Origin of the sequence: Falsihalocynthiibacter sp. S25ZX9, assembly GCF_041205405.1 — a bacterium.
Lineage (GTDB): Bacteria > Pseudomonadota > Alphaproteobacteria > Rhodobacterales > Rhodobacteraceae > Falsihalocynthiibacter > Falsihalocynthiibacter arcticus.
In genome coordinates, this window is the sequence record NZ_JBGFCD010000009.1 from 1 (window position 1) to 14,932 (window position 14,932).

General features: G+C 54.5%; 18 protein-coding genes, 1 tRNA gene, 1 pseudogene and 1 riboswitch. Of the genes and pseudogenes, 10 read left to right on the forward strand and 10 right to left on the reverse strand.

Annotation, left to right across the window (positions count from 1 at the left end):
• Nucleotides 1–132: pseudogene (locus AB9F29_RS11295) on the forward strand (IS30 family transposase); the annotation flags it as partial.
• Nucleotides 133–176: 44 nt separating this feature from the next.
• On the opposite strand, the gene AB9F29_RS11300 reads toward AB9F29_RS11295, so the two are convergent.
• The 6 genes from AB9F29_RS11300 to AB9F29_RS11325 form a co-directional block, all read right to left on the reverse strand.
• The gene (locus tag AB9F29_RS11300) at nucleotides 177–323 is read right to left on the reverse strand and encodes a hypothetical protein (RefSeq protein WP_369755758.1); all 147 of its coding nucleotides are present in this window, start codon (nucleotides 321–323) and stop codon (nucleotides 177–179) included.
• A 258-nt stretch (nucleotides 324–581) separates the two neighbouring features.
• Entirely contained in the window at nucleotides 582–746 is a 165-nt protein-coding gene (locus AB9F29_RS11305) for a DUF6500 family protein (protein WP_369755869.1), read from the reverse strand.
• Between the two features lie 24 nt (nucleotides 747–770).
• Nucleotides 771–1,169, reverse strand: coding sequence for a GFA family protein (locus AB9F29_RS11310; RefSeq protein WP_369755759.1), 399 nt, complete (start codon nucleotides 1,167–1,169; stop codon nucleotides 771–773).
• 148 nt (nucleotides 1,170–1,317) lie between these two features.
• On the reverse strand, nucleotides 1,318–2,019 hold the full coding sequence (locus tag AB9F29_RS11315; RefSeq protein WP_369755760.1) for a helix-turn-helix transcriptional regulator: 702 nt from the start codon (nucleotides 2,017–2,019) through the stop codon (nucleotides 1,318–1,320).
• A gap of 8 nt (nucleotides 2,020–2,027) precedes the next feature.
• Nucleotides 2,028–2,333 (reverse strand): hypothetical protein, encoded by a 306-nt coding sequence (locus tag AB9F29_RS11320; RefSeq protein ID WP_335586154.1) that lies wholly within the window; start codon nucleotides 2,331–2,333, stop codon nucleotides 2,028–2,030.
• Nucleotides 2,334–2,785: 452 nt separating this feature from the next.
• Nucleotides 2,786–2,861, reverse strand: a tRNA-Lys gene (locus AB9F29_RS11325).
• A gap of 108 nt (nucleotides 2,862–2,969) precedes the next feature.
• On the opposite strand from AB9F29_RS11325, the gene dapF reads away from it, so the two are divergent.
• The 8 genes from dapF to AB9F29_RS11365 all read left to right on the forward strand — a co-directional run bounded on the left by dapF (nucleotide 2,970) and on the right by AB9F29_RS11365 (nucleotide 9,917).
• The gene (gene dapF, locus AB9F29_RS11330; protein ID WP_369755761.1) at nucleotides 2,970–3,809 is read left to right on the forward strand and encodes a diaminopimelate epimerase; all 840 of its coding nucleotides are present in this window, start codon (nucleotides 2,970–2,972) and stop codon (nucleotides 3,807–3,809) included.
• A complete protein-coding gene (gene mtaB / locus AB9F29_RS11335; RefSeq protein WP_369755762.1) occupies nucleotides 3,806–5,074 on the forward strand; it encodes a tRNA (N(6)-L-threonylcarbamoyladenosine(37)-C(2))-methylthiotransferase MtaB in 1,269 nt (422 codons plus the stop codon). Before dapF ends, mtaB begins: the two co-directional genes overlap by 4 nt.
• Nucleotides 5,071–5,697, forward strand: coding sequence for a glutathione S-transferase (locus tag AB9F29_RS11340; protein ID WP_369755763.1), 627 nt, complete (start codon nucleotides 5,071–5,073; stop codon nucleotides 5,695–5,697). Before mtaB ends, AB9F29_RS11340 begins: the two co-directional genes overlap by 4 nt.
• Nucleotides 5,698–5,775: 78 nt before the next feature.
• Nucleotides 5,776–6,396 (forward strand): FMN-binding negative transcriptional regulator, encoded by a 621-nt coding sequence (locus tag AB9F29_RS11345; RefSeq protein WP_369755764.1) that lies wholly within the window; start codon nucleotides 5,776–5,778, stop codon nucleotides 6,394–6,396.
• A gap of 18 nt (nucleotides 6,397–6,414) precedes the next feature.
• Entirely contained in the window at nucleotides 6,415–7,023 is a 609-nt protein-coding gene (locus tag AB9F29_RS11350) for a glutathione S-transferase (protein WP_369755765.1), read from the forward strand.
• 170 nt (nucleotides 7,024–7,193) lie between these two features.
• A complete protein-coding gene (gene petA, locus AB9F29_RS11355) occupies nucleotides 7,194–7,775 on the forward strand; it encodes a ubiquinol-cytochrome c reductase iron-sulfur subunit (RefSeq protein WP_369755766.1) in 582 nt (193 codons plus the stop codon).
• Between the two features lie 10 nt (nucleotides 7,776–7,785).
• Nucleotides 7,786–9,117: a cytochrome b gene (gene petB / locus AB9F29_RS11360; RefSeq protein ID WP_369755767.1), complete on the forward strand. Its 1,332-nt coding sequence runs from the start codon at nucleotides 7,786–7,788 to the stop codon at nucleotides 9,115–9,117.
• A 17-nt stretch (nucleotides 9,118–9,134) separates the two neighbouring features.
• Nucleotides 9,135–9,917, forward strand: coding sequence for a cytochrome c1 (locus AB9F29_RS11365; protein WP_369755768.1), 783 nt, complete (start codon nucleotides 9,135–9,137; stop codon nucleotides 9,915–9,917).
• Nucleotides 9,918–9,978: 61 nt separating this feature from the next.
• On the opposite strand, the gene AB9F29_RS11370 is transcribed toward AB9F29_RS11365, so the two are convergent.
• Genes AB9F29_RS11370 through thiB form a run of 3 tightly spaced genes read right to left on the reverse strand, consistent with a single transcriptional unit; the run spans nucleotide 9,979 to nucleotide 13,200 of the window.
• Nucleotides 9,979–10,674: an ATP-binding cassette domain-containing protein gene (locus tag AB9F29_RS11370; RefSeq protein WP_369755769.1), complete on the reverse strand. Its 696-nt coding sequence runs from the start codon at nucleotides 10,672–10,674 to the stop codon at nucleotides 9,979–9,981.
• Nucleotides 10,661–12,238: a thiamine/thiamine pyrophosphate ABC transporter permease ThiP gene (locus AB9F29_RS11375; protein WP_369755770.1), complete on the reverse strand. Its 1,578-nt coding sequence runs from the start codon at nucleotides 12,236–12,238 to the stop codon at nucleotides 10,661–10,663. Before AB9F29_RS11375 ends, AB9F29_RS11370 begins: the two co-directional genes overlap by 14 nt.
• Entirely contained in the window at nucleotides 12,214–13,200 is a 987-nt protein-coding gene (gene thiB, locus AB9F29_RS11380; RefSeq protein ID WP_369755771.1) for a thiamine ABC transporter substrate binding subunit, read from the reverse strand. Before thiB ends, AB9F29_RS11375 begins: the two co-directional genes overlap by 25 nt.
• 34 nt (nucleotides 13,201–13,234) lie before the next feature.
• A riboswitch (TPP riboswitch) is annotated at nucleotides 13,235–13,332 on the reverse strand.
• Nucleotides 13,333–13,422: 90 nt separating this feature from the next.
• On the opposite strand from thiB, the gene aroC reads away from it, so the two are divergent.
• Nucleotides 13,423–14,523, forward strand: coding sequence for a chorismate synthase (gene aroC / locus AB9F29_RS11385; RefSeq protein ID WP_369755772.1), 1,101 nt, complete (start codon nucleotides 13,423–13,425; stop codon nucleotides 14,521–14,523).
• On the opposite strand, the gene AB9F29_RS11390 is transcribed toward aroC, so the two are convergent.
• A complete protein-coding gene (locus tag AB9F29_RS11390) occupies nucleotides 14,520–14,927 on the reverse strand; it encodes a thioredoxin family protein (protein ID WP_369755773.1) in 408 nt (135 codons plus the stop codon). The two genes, aroC and AB9F29_RS11390, sit on opposite strands and share 4 nt — an antisense overlap.
• Nucleotides 14,928–14,932 lie beyond the last annotated feature (5 nt).

Sequence of the window (14,932 nt, forward strand, 5' to 3'; positions counted from 1 at the left end):
ACCGACTTATCGGTCCATTCCCAAGCAAAGCTCAGTGCAATCGCAAGGCAACTCAACGAACGCCCTCGCAAGACCTTGCAATATCAAACGCCAGCAGAGAAGTTCGCAGAGTGTGTTGCGTCGACCGGTTGAGATCGCCGCCCAAAGTGTTCACTACGACTAAGAAAAAAAATGCGCTAGACAGACATTCCTTGAGTTTCAATAATACGCAAGGCAAGCCAAAAGATGCTTGCAAAAATGAGCACCGTTGAGCCAATCGCTATCATTAGTTGCCCTGCGCGCCAGATGCGTGACTTGACTGCCCGAAGGATATCATCGTTCATGCGGGTCATCCTTTGCGAGTAGTGTACAGAATGATTTTTAGCAAAGTCAAATTGGGCAGGATCACAGATAGAAATAGGCAGACAAAACCAACCCAAGTCGAAATAAAACCCAAACTCAGTCCAATTTGAATGATAGTGTGGTTCATTCTTGCCCCTCAATTTGGTTGTATTTGGGGCCTCAACCTTCATTCGTATAGTCTCAGCCCTTGGCTCAAAATTTCAATGTCTCCTTCGTCCCGTATAGCAAACATTAGTACCTCATAAATGCCGCGCCAAAGGATCAATGTCCGCAATGGAGGACTGCGCAGTGGTATCATTCTTATTGGCGAAGAATGCATAGAATGACAGGCCCACCATCTCGCCCTTCTTGGCGATTTTTTCACCGCAAATCGCAATGATCTTTTGTCTCAGACTCGGCCTCAGGGAACTTTGACCTTCACATGAAAATCATGAGGTTTCCGGATGTCCATCATTCTGTGCCGCATCATCGCAGATTTCATACCATGATGGCTTTTCGCCAACAAATTCATGGAATTGGTTCTTCAGTCTGAGGTCTCCATCAAGAGCATTGGCCGCGATGGGGAAGCTATCTTCTTCGGACAAAATCTCGCCAAGTGAGCTTCCGCAGATTCTACAGAAACAGCGGCCGTAAATATAAGGGGCCGCCGGTTCAAAAAGTTGAACGTGTTCCCGACCTTCGACCCATTTTAGGTCCCCTTTTTTAACGAATGCTATAGTGCTTGCGCCGACCTTGCGACATCTTGAGCAGTGACAGGTGCCAACCATTGACGGGGCATTCAACAGTTCAAATCTAACTGCTCCACAGCAACAACTTCCTTCGATCATCGTAAAATTCTCCAAGTTCAAAAACGTAATTCTTCACTAGGAACAATATAGGAACACTTGAGGGGCGACAAGCCTTTGAAGTGCCGAGTACGACCAGTCGCGGCGTCTCCGCAGTGCAGCAACGGGTCCCCAATTTTCTGGCCTCCCGTTAATGTCTTTCGACATTCTGCTCCATTTCAGCGTTTATTTTTTCAAGGTATTCTTCCAATAGCTGCTCCCGTTCGTCGTCAAAATTGGCACCGGTCAGGTTACAACTGGTTAAGCAGTCAATCCTAAACGATCTAAAATCACCTCGCTTTTCGCACCAGCAAGTCATGGTCCAAACCCGTCCCCAATAGGCGTTTTGCAACGGCCAAACCACGCGGGTAGAGGCATGGTTTTCTAAGGACAGATAGGCTATTTTCAGCTTTTCTTTGTTGCGGATAGCCGCGCGAATTCGTGGCATATGTTCAAAGCCAATCTTGGCTTGCACAAACGGATAGACGCCAAATCCCCAACGTTTAGGGACTGTGCCGTTAGCCGTAGCTACTTTGTCAATTTTCTTGGTTAGAGATGCCGCTGCCGATTGCAATTCTGTGTCAGCAGCTTCTGCTACAATGGCCATACCCAAGTGTAGAGCTTCCAATTCTGCCAACGAAAGGTTCATCGGCGGAAGAAACACAGGTTCGCGCAACATATATCCAACGCCGCGCTCACCATCTATCGGGATGCCTGACGCAACAAGCGTATCAAAATCCCGATAGATGGTGCGCACCGAGACTTCCAAACGCTCGGCAATATCGCGGGCCAAGTGCAAGCGACCATCTTGAACAATCTCGATGATCTCCGAAAGACGGTCGCTCCGACGCATATTCGCCCCTAATTCACGCTGATTTCCAAGGTGGTATGATGCAAGACAACGCTTGGCCCGTCGATCGCTTTCATACAGGCCTCTAGGCTTGGCTCGTTCCCAATTTGAGCCCCTGCGGCTTGGGCCGCTTCAAGCGTTTCCCATTCCACATGTTCGATCCAAAGCCCATCATCGCTGCAGGACAATCGGCGCGAAACAAAGCCCTCTTGTTTGCGGGCAAAGTCGGTTATGGCTTTTGCCGCTTTGGCAAATGCTTCACGGGTTACGCCATCATTCAGCTTGAAGGTGACTGTTTCAATTGTGTGTTGGGTCATCTCTTATCTCCTAGATTTGGTTGACCACACCGACCTAGTATACCTCAACTGCCAATTCGTGTCAGTTGAAGAGCATGTGCACGAACACATTAGCCGTCGAGGCAACGTCCGCTGAAATTTATGCTCCTGCGGCATTTGTCGTTCCGCAAGCGCTCGCAGCAAGATTTTGGCACTTCCGCAATGGGCCCAGACCTGCCGTTAGTTGCGCAATACACCAAGGTCAGGTTTGGGCAGAAAATCACTTGCTGCAAATAATCTTGCCCCGCACCGAAAATACTCTTGGGGCTCTACAATCATCTCACTGCAAGTGCCTGTTTAAATTAGAAATTAGTCCACACGACTCGCACTCAGAGTACCACTATAATCTACGCTTTTCTATGCAGGGCGATTGCTAGGTGGTTGTCACAAACAAAAAATGGATTAGCAGAAAACTGCTAACCCATTGAAATATTTGGTGAGCCGGTCGGGATCCGAACCCGAGACCTACTGATTAAAAGTCAGTTGCTCTACCAACTGAGCTACCGGCCCACACTTGTCGGGCTTCTCTAAGTTTGTGGAGCGCTGGGGTCAAGCCTCTTTTCACACTTTTCCGTCGGATTGCTGGTAAATCTTTTTCAGGGGGTCTATATCGCCCTTATGACACAGGCTTTTCCAATGGATTCCCTTCCTTTCATGAAAATGCACGGGCTGGGCAATGATTTCGTGGTGATCGATTCTCGTGGGCGCGCACCTGTTGTGACGCCTGCTTTGGCGCGTGCACTGGGGCATCGGCACCTTGGTGTGGGATTCGATCAATTGGCTGAAATCCTCGACAGCAAGGATTCGGACGTTGAGTTGGTGTTTTATAACGCTGATGGGTCCACTGCAGGGGCCTGCGGGAATGCCACGCGGTGTATTGCCCGACATTTGATGGCCGAATCTGGTGCCTCAAACGTGACTCTGCGCACCGAGCGCGGTGTGCTTATCGGCGAAGACGCGGGCAATGGCCTCACGCGGATCAACATGGGCGCGCCACTCCTAAACTGGAACGACGTGCCGATCGCGGAAAATATCGACACATTAAGCCTCCCCATTGACGGCAATCCCACCGCCACGGGCATGGGCAATCCACATTGCACCTTTATCGTTGAGGACGCGGACGCCATTGATCTGGAAACTCTCGGCGCGAAGTTTGAGCACCACCCCCTTTTCCCCGAGCGTACCAACGTGCAGTTCATCTCGCTTCTTGCACCTGATCGCATTCGTATGCGGGTCTGGGAACGTGGCGTGGGCATCACGATGGCGTCTGGCTCAAGCAGCTGCGCGAGTGCGGTCGCCGCCGCCCGGCGTGGACTTACGGGGCGACGCGTAGATGTTGTGCTCGACGGTGGCGAACTCCAAATTGACTGGCGCGACGATGGTGTCTGGATGACGGGCGCGACCATGCATGTCTTTGACGCCAGCCTAAACCGCTCGTTTTTGGAAACTGTCAAATGAGTATCCCAAATTTCATCACGCCAAAATTCACCACCCTTGGCTGTCGCCTCAACGCCTATGAAACCGAGGCGATGAAGGAACTCTCTGAGGCCGCAGGCGTGCAAAACGCGGTCATCATTAACACCTGTGCAGTTACGGCGGAAGCAGTGCGCAAGGCACGCCAAGAAATCCGCAAGCTACGCCGCGAAAACCCTGATGCGAAATTGATCGTGACGGGTTGTGCGGCGCAAACCGAACCCGCCACCTTTACCGCCATGCCCGAAGTCGACATCGTGATCGGCAATACCGAAAAAATGCAGGCCGAGACATGGGCGTCGATGGCCCCCGATTTTATCGGCCAAACCGAATCCGTACAGGTCAACGACATCATGGCCGTCACCGAAACCGCGGGCCATTTGATCGACGGATTCGGCACCCGCAGCCGCGCCTATGTTCAGGTCCAAAACGGCTGTGATCATCGCTGCACCTTCTGCATCATCCCCTATGGTCGCGGAAATTCGCGCTCGGTGCCTGCAGGTGTTGTGATCGACCAAATCAAACGCCTCGTGCAAAAGGGCTACAACGAGGTGGTGCTTACGGGCGTTGACCTTACCAGTTGGGGCGCCGATCTTCCCGCCACGCTGAAACTTGGTGATTTGGTGATGCGGATTCTGAAATTGATCCCCGACCTGCCGCGCCTTCGGATCAGCTCGATTGATTCCATCGAAGTGGATGACAACCTCATGCAGGCCATAGCGACAGAACCGCGCCTGATGCCGCATCTGCACCTCAGCTTGCAGGCGGGCGACGACATGATTCTCAAACGCATGAAGCGCCGCCATCTGCGCGACGATGCGATTGCCTTTTGCGAAGAAGCCAAACGTCTGCGGCCGGAAATGACCTTCGGCGCCGATATCATCGCGGGCTTCCCCACCGAGACCGAGGAGATGTTTGCTAACTCCCTTAAAATGGTGACGGACTGCGATCTAACGTGGCTCCACGTCTTCCCCTATTCTGCCCGCGAAGGCACCCCCGCCGCGCGAATGCCCGCCGTGAATGGCAATGCAATCAAATCCCGCGCCGCGCGTCTTCGCAAGGCTGGCGACGAACGGGTTGCCCTGCATCTCGCGGCGCAAATCGGGAAAACGCATTCCATTTTGCTTGAAAACCCCCATATGGGTCGCACCGAGCAATTCACCGAAGTGCATTTTGACACCCCGCAAATCGAGGGTCAAATCGTTCAGGCGACAATCTTTGGCGTGGCGGGAAATCAACTCACCGCATGAAACCCCTCCTCTATTCCTTTCGCCGCTGCCCCTATGCCATGCGCGCCCGTCTCGCCCTTGCCTCGGCACAAATCCCTTGCGAGCTCCGCGAAATCCTGTTGCGCGACAAGCCCGAGGCGATGCTTGAGGCCTCCCCCAAAGGGACGGTGCCGGTTTTGATTCTGCCAAACGGCGTGGTCGACGAGAGCCTCGACATTATGATCTGGGCCTTGTCGCAAGACGATCCCGAGGGCTGGCTCGACGGCAAAGCGGAGGCCCTCGCCCTGATTGAGCGCTCCGACGGCCCCTTCAAAACCGCGCTGGATCGCTACAAATACGCGACCCGCTATGAGGGCGTTGATTCCACCGAAGAGCGCACAAAAGCCGCGCTGTTCCTGCAGGACCTAAACACGCGATTGACCCAGTCCCCATATCTTCTGGGCGACCACCCGACACTCGCCGACATGGGCATTGTCACCTTCGTGCGCCAATTCGCCAATGTGGATCGCGCGTGGTTTGACGCACAGCCTTGGCCCGATTTGATCCGCTGGCTAGAAACATTTCTGGCCTCGCCCCGCTTTGCCCATATTATGGTGAAACACCCCGTTTGGATGCCAGATACGGCGGGTATCGACTTCCCATAAACCGGCTCTGCGTAAATCCAACTTGCGACCGACTGTATTTTGAGGTGACACTGGCCCAAAATCGACAAAGGACGCAGAATGCACCCGAATCCCATTTTCCACGACGCCAGCCTTGAGCAAAACCTCGGGTTCGCCCGTGAGCGCGGGTTTGGCACCCTTGCGATCAATGGCGAAGACGGCCCCTTATTGGCGCATATCCCGTTTTTAGTTTCCGACGATGGTAAAACCGTCGAGATGCATCTGGTGCGCTCCAATCCCATCGCCCGCGCGCTTTCTAATCCCGCACAGGCTGTGGTTTCCGTCGCGGGACCAGACAGTTACATCTCCCCCGATTGGTACGAGATCGACGAACAAGTTCCCACGTGGAACTATATATCCGTCCACCTGCGTGGCACACTCGAAAAGTTAGAAGCGACAGAGCTACGCGCCCACCTTGATCGCCTCTCCGCTGCAAACGAAGCCCGCCTGCTCCCCAAAACGCCGTGGAAGGCAGATAAAATGTCGCCCGAACCCCTTGAAAAGATGATGCGAATGATTGTCCCCTGCCGAATGACCATCGAAAACATCGACGGGACATGGAAACTCGGGCAAAATAAACCCACTGATGCGCGACACGCGGCGGCAAAAATGACCAAGGCCCATAACTTGGGGCATGAAACCAATACCCTTGCGGCGCTGATGCTCGGCTCCAACGACTAATATTCAAAGGAATTTTACATGGAACTTTTTTATAGTCCGACCTCGCCCTACGTTCGCAAAGTTATGGTCCTGCTGCATGAAACTGGGCGACTTAATGACGTGCAGCTGGTCCCGACGCATGGAACGCCCCTCGCCCCGGCCAAAGGATACGCCGCGCAAAATCCGCTCAGCAAAGTCCCCGCCCTTGCACGGCCAGACGGCGCAACCCTGTACGATAGCCGTGTGATTTGTCAGTATCTGGATGCCCGCGCCAAGAGCGGCCTTTATGGCAACGACAATTCGCGTTGGGATATTTTGACCCTTGAGGCCACCGCAGACGGAATTTTGGACGCAGCCATTTTGATGGTCTATGAAACGCGCCTCCGCCCCGTCGACAAACAATTCCACGACTATATCGAGGCCCAGTGGCACAAAATCGCAAACGCCATTGCCGCCCTTGAGGCGCGGTGGATTGCAAACCTCGAAGGTCCAATCTCAATGGGGCAGATCGCTGTCGCCTGTGCGCTTGGCTATGTCGATTTTCGCCACGACGACCGAGGATGGCGTCAATCGGCCCCCCTTCTGGACGATTGGTACGCCGGATTCGCTGCACGCGACTCAATGACGGCAACGATTCCCCCTAAATAGGTACGATTTTCGCGGCGAAAACCCCACAATCCACATTTATCTCTCAATCTGCGCCAGATTGACCGCTAGACGGGAACGAATTGGGCCGCTAAACACCGTTTTAAGCCTCCCGCGCATATGCGGGCGACGAACGTTTCTAGCTACCTAAGCTAAAAAATGGAGAGATACTCGTGTCCCACGCAGAAGATCACGAAGGCACACGCCGGGATTTCCTGTACTATGCGACAGCAGGTACAGCAGCAGTTGCGACTGGTGCCGCCGTCTGGCCGCTAGTCAATCAGATGAATCCCAGCGCAGATGTCCAAGCCCTAGCCTCAATTCGTGTTGATATTTCAGAGGTCGAAGTTGGTACGCAGCTGACAGTAAAATGGCGCGGTAAGCCCGTTTTCATCCGTCACCGTACCGAGACTGAAATCGAAGAAGGGCGTGCAGGCGATACGGCCGATCTTGTGGATCACCACGCACGCAACGCCAACATCCTTGATGTCGGCCCCCTCTCGGATCTGAATAACGCAGATGACGCGAACCGCACCTTGGACGAAGCCGGCGCATGGCTCGTGATGATGGGCGTTTGTACGCACCTTGGCTGTGTGCCTTTGGGCGACGGCGCAGGCGATTTTGACGGCTGGTTCTGCCCATGTCACGGCAGCCACTACGATACAGCCGGTCGCATCCGCAAAGGTCCAGCCCCCGAGAACCTTCCGGTTCCAGTCGCTGGTTTTATAGACGAAACAACAATTCAACTCGGATAGGGAAAACGTAATGTCAGGAATTCCGCACGATCATTACGAGCCCAAGACGGGCTTTGAAAAATGGCTAGACGAACGTCTACCAATCGTTGGCTTGCTTTACGGCACCATCATGATCCCTACACCCAAAAATCTAAACTGGATGTGGATCTGGGGCATCGTTTTGGCCTTCTGTCTGGTGCTGCAAATCATCACCGGCATCATTTTGGCAATGCACTACACGCCCCACGTTGACCTCGCTTTCTCAAGCGTTGAGCACATCATGCGCAACGTGAACGGCGGCCATATGCTGCGTTACATCCACGCAAACGGCGCGTCGCTCTTCTTTATCGCTGTGTATTTGCATATCTTCCGTGGCCTTTACTACGGTTCATACAAATCCCCACGCGAGATCACATGGATCATCGGCATGCTCATCTATCTGATGATGATGGCGACGGGTTTCCTTGGCTACGTTCTTCCTTGGGGCCAAATGTCCTTCTGGGGTGCGACGGTTATCACCGGCCTGTTTGGTGCGATCCCCTTCGTGGGCGAAGCCTTGCAAACATGGCTCCTTGGCGGGCCTGCGGTTGACAATGCAACGCTGAACCGCTTCTTCTCGCTACACTTCTTGCTCCCCTTCGTGATTGCTGGCCTTGTCATCGTTCACATTTGGGCGTTCCACACGACTGGCAACAACAACCCGACCGGTGTTGAAGTTCGTCGCGGTTCCAAAAAAGAAGCTGAAGCAGATACGCTTCCCTTCTGGCCCTACTTCGTGATCAAAGACTTCTTTGCTCTCGCCGTTGTCCTTACTGTGTTCTTTGCGGTTGTTGGGTTCATGCCAAACTACCTCGGCCACCCTGACAACTACATCCCTGCAAACCCCCTTGTGACACCTGCGCACATCGTTCCTGAATGGTACTACCTGCCCTTCTACGCGATCCTGCGGGCCTTCACGGCGGATGTTTGGGCTGTTCAACTGACCTCTGCCCTCACAGGCGGCATTGTTGACGCGAAGTTCTTTGGTGTTATCGCAATGTTCGGCGCGATTTTTGTGATGGCTCTGGCCCCTTGGCTCGATACATCCAGCGTGCGCTCCGGCAAATATCGCCCGATGTTCAAGTGGTGGTTCGCCCTCCTCGCGCTCGACTTCATGGTCCTGATGTGGGTTGGTGCCCGCGATACTGAGTTCCCACACGACTGGATCTCGCTCATCGGTGCTACCTACTGGTTCGCATACTTCCTGATCATCTTGCCGCTCCTTGGCGTGATCGAGAAACCGTTGCCAACACCGGATACCATCGAAGACGATTTCAACGCCCACTATCCCAAAGATGCGTCCGACGCATCCGCGGCGAAGTGAGAAAGGATCAGAGAACAATGATCAAGAAACTCACCCTTTCCGCCCTGACTGCTGTCATTTTGACAGCAGGCTCGGCTTTCGCGTCGGGCGACGAAGCCAGCATCCATGATGCGGATTTCTCCTTCGAAGGGCCCTTTGGCAAATATGACCAAAACCAACTTCAACGGGGCCTCAAGGTTTACACTGAAGTTTGTTCGGCCTGCCACGGCTTGCAATATGTCCCTTTGCGCACCCTAGGGGACGCAGGCGGACCTGAACTTCCCGAAGACCAAGTTCGCGCCTATTCCTCTCAGTTCGAAGTGTTCGACCCTGAGTTGGATGACTTCCGCGAAGCCAAACCCTCCGATCACTTCCCCGCTTCGGGTCTTGAAAACGCCCCTGATCTCTCGCTCATGGCCAAAAAACGCGCCGCGTTCCACGGTCCATATGGCACAGGGATCAACCAGCTTATTCAAGGCATCGGCGGACCAGAATACATCGCCGCTCTCCTCACCAGCTACACAGGTGAAGAAAAAGAAGAAGCCGGATCGACGTTCTACGAAAACACCGCCTTCCCTGGTGGCTGGATCGCTATGGCGCCGCCCCTTGCCGGAGAAGATGTTGATTTCGACGACGGTCACAGCAACGAAATCCACCACGAAGCCGAAGATGTTGCGGCCTTCTTGATGTGGACAGCAGAGCCAAAAATGATGGCCCGCAAGCAGGCTGGCTTCGTCGCCGTGCTGATGCTTTTGCTTCTGTCCGTGCTGCTATATCTGGTTAACAAAAAGATTTGGGCGCCGCACAAACGCAAGCACTAGGCTGTTTCAAAGTTTAAAAAGTTTAAAAAGCGTCCTTTTCGAAGGGCGCTTTTTTTAAAATCTAGACCCCAAGATAGGCAGCAAGCTCCGCGGGCGGATTATCCAATGCGTCCTGCGTGTCCATCGGTGGCAACGCATTGCCCCCCGCCACCAGCACCGTTTTCTGCGCGATCCGGCGGGCATCTTCGGGGTCGTGGGTGATCATCAAAAGCGTCGCGCCCGTGTCGTTGGCAACGTCACTCACAAGCTGCAACATCTCGCGTTTAAGCGCGGGTCCAAGCGCCGAAAACGGCTCATCCAAAAGCATCAAGGGACGGGCCCGCAGCACCATCCGCGCGATCGCCACACGCGCCATTTGCCCCCCCGAAAGTTCCGCCGGTTTGCTCTCGGCTTTCGCCTCCAACCCTACTTGTTCCAACGCCTCTACAACTCGCGCACCCTCTTCCTTGGACAGCCGCAAATCGGGCCGAAGCCCAAGCCCCACGTTCTGGGCAACGGAGAGATGCGGAAACAGGTTGTTGTCCTGAAACAAGATACTCATGGGCCGCGCACCCGGCCCTAATGAGGCCAAATCCTGCCCCTGCCAAAAGATCTTTCCCGTCGTTGGCGCAAGGAAACCAGCGACCGCAGAAATTAGCGTCGACTTCCCCGCACCAGAAGGCCCGATCACCGCAACATGATCGCCATTTTCGATCTCAAAATCGGCCTTTAGGACGAAATTTCCCTGCATTAGGGTCACATTGTCAAAGCGGAGCATCGGTGCGCCCTCCTCGGTCAAACAGATAAAAAACACCCAGTGAAAGTAGCATCAACAACAGCGCAGCCCCCGCCGCATCGGCCATTCGGTAGGCCCCCATCAAATCATAAAGTGCCAACGGCAATGTGGCGCGCGCAGGGTCCGCAAACAGCGCGACAACGCCCAAATCCCCCATCGAAAGCGCTGCGGCCAGCCCTGCGACAAAGCCAATCGGACGCGCCAAACGCGGCGCTTCCAGCAAACGAAAACGTGCAAATCCCTTGAGGTCAAGACTCTGTGCCAAAGCCCCAAATCGCGCGTCACAGGCCTCGACCGCAGGCAAGAAAACCCGCATCGCAAACGGCAACGCAACGATCGAATTCACCAGTGCCGTAATCGGCAACGCCCACTCCTGCGGACTCGCAAATTCAAAGATCACAATGAACAATCCCGCCCCCATAACCAGTGGCGAAACCGCGACCGTCAGATAGCCAATAGCCTCCCCCAAGCCACGCGCCCTCCCCCGCAAACGCGTCACCCAAAACGCCAAAGAAAGCCCAAACAAAACGGTCAGACCCGTGGTCGCCATCGACACCAAAAGAGAACGCCCAGCAGCCTGCCACACCGAAAGCGGCAGCGAAAAAATCCGTGGCACCCCGTCAATCACAATCATCGCCAGCGGCAGCCCCAAAAAGAGAGATGTCAACAAAAGCCAGACACTATCCCCCACATGCGCCCCCCCTGTCGCATAGTGATTCACCACGCGATCAAATCCCCCGCCCACAGATGCAGCCCGCGCCAAACGCCAAGCCAAGAGAGCCGCGCAGCCCGACAGAACAACTTGTAAAATCGCCAGAAGCGCGGCTTTGCTCAGGTCGAAATCAAAGCGGAAGGCATGATAAATCGCGAGCTCAAGCGTCGTTGATTTTGGCCCACCCCCGATAGCAAGCGCGACCGCGAAACTCGTTGTGCAGATGAGGAAGATAATCGCGAAGGCCCCAGGAACAACCTCTGCGAGCATTGGATATTCAAGGAGTCGTCTACTATCTCGCGCATTACATCCAAGGGACGCCGCGAGGCGAAATTGTTCCGACGGGATCGCCAACCACCCTTGCAGGATCAGACGCACAGCAAGCGGCAGATTAAAGAACACATGCGCAAGCACAACGCCGTGCAAACCGTAAATATGTATCGGTGCGATTCCGAATTGCCCCAGAAACCAACTCACAATTCCCGAGCGCCCAAAAACTGCCAACAACCCAAGAACAGCAACAATAACTGGAAGCACGAAAGGCGCGCCAAGTAAGGTGATCAACACCCGCCGCCCAAAGAACGACCGCCGCGCCAACGCCCGCGCTACGGGGATTGCCAAAATCACGCTAAAAAACGCGGAGAGAAGCGCCTGTTTGACCGTAAATGTCAGAGCGGAAATGTCTGCCTCGTTAATCGTGCTGCCGGCTTCTGCGCGCCACGCGACAATGCCAACGGTGCCAAAGCACAAGAATAGAATGAGAGCAGCCACCGCCGCCCCCACCCAGAACCCTATGCCGCGTTGGCGCTTTATTTTGACAGAGAGAGACGCCATTCCTCAAGCGCTCCGTCCCGTTCAGCCTGCGCATCCCCCGCTGCAAAAAGCAGCGCCTCTGTTGGGATGGTCAAAGTTTCAAACCCCTCAGGCAAACCGTCATCCGGCGTCACCGCGGGGTACATCCAATTGGTTGTCGGAATGATTGACTGAAACGCATCGCTCACCATAAACGCCAAAAATTCATCGGCCAAATCGGAGTGATCGGTATGCGCAACCTTGGCCGCGACCTCCACTTGCAAATAGTGCCCCTCTCCAAAAGGCGCGGCACTTTTGCTGGCGTCCTCTTCCGCGATCAAATGATAGGCGGGGCTGGTTGTATAGGACAAAACCATATCGGCTTCGCCCTCAAGGAACATGCCATAGGCCTCGGACCAGCCTTTGGTCACGGTGATGATATTGTCCGAAAGCGCTTCCCAAATGGCGGGGGCTTCATCGCCATAGGCCGCCTTCACCCACATCAAAAGACCAAGGCCCGGTGTGGAACTGCGCGGGTCTTGGATAACGATTTTCAGATCGCTTGCTGCCAGCTCTTTAAAGTTTGCAGGAGGGGTGGAGATCTTTGTATTGTCATAGATAAACGCGAAATAGCCCCAATCATAGGGGATGAACATTGTGTCTTCCCACTCGATTGGTAAGTCAAACGCGACGCCCTCTTGCCCGTGCAACGCAAAGAGACCCGTTTCCGCCGCAGCCGCCGTCAAATTCGTGTCTAATCCAAGGACAATGTCAGCTTTTGTGCGCACGCCTTCAAGACGAACGCGTGCCAAAAGGGCCGCGCCATCGCCCGCGCCCACGAGCTTCAAATCGCACTCACATTGCGCTTCAAACGCCGTCTCGATCGCCGGACCCGGCCCCCAATCAGACACAAAACTATCGTAGGTATAAACTGTCAGCTCTTGGGTATCCGCCGTGGCCGCGCTGGCCAAAACGATACCCGCTGCAATCATGGAATATTTCATTCGTATTCTCCATCATGCGACGGGCGGATGAAGGGGGAGAATCCCAGACCTTCCCTCCGCCGATCTTAATCGGTTCAGGTTCAACGGGTCCACTTTCGTATCTCAGCCGCTAAGGCCCCCCGAGGTAGGACCACATCTATTGATCTGATTGCAGGGGTGCAAGGCATATCCACTTGAGCCAAACGCAGGGGACATGTACAGATCAGAGCAAAGGAGCCGCATATGTCGATGAACAGTTTTGGACACCTCTTTCGCGTCACAACTTGGGGTGAAAGCCACGGACCCGCCCTTGGGGCGACGGTTGACGGCTGCCCGCCCAATGTAGAAATCAACGAGGCGATGCTGCAAAAATGGCTCGACCTGCGCAAACCCGGTCAGAATAAATACACGACCCAGCGGCGCGAAGCAGATGAAGTTCGGATTCTCTCGGGTGTTTTTGAGGGGAAAACCACTGGCACGCCCATTCAATTGATGATCGAAAACACCGATCAACGCAGCAAAGATTACGGCGATATTGTCGAGAAATTCCGCCCCGGTCATGCGGACATTACCTATTATCAAAAATACGGCATTCGCGATCATCGTGGCGGCGGGCGCAGCTCGGCTCGCGAAACGGCGGCACGTGTATCCGCAGGCGGGATTGCGCGCGCGGTTCTTGCTACGCTTTTACCCGACCTCAAGATCAAGGGTTTCATGGTGCAAATGGGACCGCATTCCATTGACCGCGAAAATTTTGACTGGGATCAAATCGATCAAAACCCCTTTTGGACACCCGACGCGATATCGGCCAAGGACTGGGCCGCCTACTTGGACGGGTTACGCAAATCTGGAAGTTCCGTCGGAGCGATTGTTGAGGTTGTGGCGCAGGGCGCGCCCGCAGGCCTCGGCGCGCCGGTTTATGCCAAGTTAGACACTGATTTGGCCGCAGCGATGATGAGTATTAACGCGGTAAAAGGCGTTGAAATTGGCGAGGGCATGCATGCTGCAGTACTGACGGGCGAAGAAAACGCCGACGAAATTCGTATGGGTTCGAACGGACCGGAATATACTTCAAACCACGCGGGCGGCATTCTGGGCGGGATTAGCACAGGCCAAGACATCGTGGTGCGCTTTGCGGTCAAACCAACATCCTCGATCCTCACGACCCGCAAAACAGTGTCTAAAGCAGGCGAAGATACCGAAATTATCACCAAAGGCCGCCACGACCCCTGTGTCGGCATTCGCGCCGTTCCCGTGGGCGAAGCAATGATGGCCTGCGTGATTTTGGACCATTTTTTGCTTCACCGTGGGCAAGTCGGCACGAACCAAGGGAAGATCGGCTAGGCTGCGATTCCCGCATCCAACAGAGCTTTGATTTCTTCCTCGCTGGTGCCAAGGGTGACGCGGCCAATTTCTGCGTCGCCTTTTAGCACAACCAAAACAGACCGGCGTGGAATTTTCAGGCGACGAGCTAATTCGTCTTTTGAATATTGATCCCAATCAAAATACACGAACAATAGACCCGCATCATAGGCCGGATTTTCCGCTCGTAACTTTTGAATTACGCGGTTCTGCGCCGCGCAGGTGGTGCACCAATCCGTGGCGAAATCGATGAAAACAGTTTTCCCTTCGGCGAGGGCTTTGTCGACCAATCCGGGCGTATAAGCCACCGAACCAGAATTCGCTTGGGCGCTTAGGGGAAGCGTTGCCAAGGCGGCAGTGAAGGCAAGAAAATGTCGTCTGTCCATTGGGA

What these genes read in the sequence shown, in the direction of transcription:
- AB9F29_RS11350 (WP_369755765.1), top strand. Translation starts at nt 6,415, where the DNA reads ATGGAACTTTTTTATAGTCCGACCTCGCCCTACGTTCGCAAAGTTATG.
- AB9F29_RS11315 (WP_369755760.1), bottom strand. Translation starts at nt 2,019, where the DNA reads ATGCGTCGGAGCGACCGTCTTTCGGAGATCATCGAGATTGTTCAAGAT.
- aroC (WP_369755772.1), top strand. Translation starts at nt 13,423, where the DNA reads ATGTCGATGAACAGTTTTGGACACCTCTTTCGCGTCACAACTTGGGGT.
- dapF (WP_369755761.1), top strand. Translation starts at nt 2,970, where the DNA reads ATGACACAGGCTTTTCCAATGGATTCCCTTCCTTTCATGAAAATGCAC.
- AB9F29_RS11320 (WP_335586154.1), bottom strand. Translation starts at nt 2,333, where the DNA reads ATGACCCAACACACAATTGAAACAGTCACCTTCAAGCTGAATGATGGC.
- AB9F29_RS11365 (WP_369755768.1), top strand. Translation starts at nt 9,135, where the DNA reads ATGATCAAGAAACTCACCCTTTCCGCCCTGACTGCTGTCATTTTGACA.
- AB9F29_RS11300 (WP_369755758.1), bottom strand. Translation starts at nt 323, where the DNA reads ATGAACGATGATATCCTTCGGGCAGTCAAGTCACGCATCTGGCGCGCA.
- petB (WP_369755767.1), top strand. Translation starts at nt 7,786, where the DNA reads ATGTCAGGAATTCCGCACGATCATTACGAGCCCAAGACGGGCTTTGAA.
- AB9F29_RS11310 (WP_369755759.1), bottom strand. Translation starts at nt 1,169, where the DNA reads ATGATCGAAGGAAGTTGTTGCTGTGGAGCAGTTAGATTTGAACTGTTG.
- AB9F29_RS11390 (WP_369755773.1), bottom strand. Translation starts at nt 14,927, where the DNA reads ATGGACAGACGACATTTTCTTGCCTTCACTGCCGCCTTGGCAACGCTT.
- AB9F29_RS11340 (WP_369755763.1), top strand. Translation starts at nt 5,071, where the DNA reads ATGAAACCCCTCCTCTATTCCTTTCGCCGCTGCCCCTATGCCATGCGC.
- AB9F29_RS11345 (WP_369755764.1), top strand. Translation starts at nt 5,776, where the DNA reads ATGCACCCGAATCCCATTTTCCACGACGCCAGCCTTGAGCAAAACCTC.
- mtaB (WP_369755762.1), top strand. Translation starts at nt 3,806, where the DNA reads ATGAGTATCCCAAATTTCATCACGCCAAAATTCACCACCCTTGGCTGT.
- AB9F29_RS11370 (WP_369755769.1), bottom strand. Translation starts at nt 10,674, where the DNA reads ATGCTCCGCTTTGACAATGTGACCCTAATGCAGGGAAATTTCGTCCTA.
- AB9F29_RS11375 (WP_369755770.1), bottom strand. Translation starts at nt 12,238, where the DNA reads ATGGCGTCTCTCTCTGTCAAAATAAAGCGCCAACGCGGCATAGGGTTC.
- thiB (WP_369755771.1), bottom strand. Translation starts at nt 13,200, where the DNA reads ATGAAATATTCCATGATTGCAGCGGGTATCGTTTTGGCCAGCGCGGCC.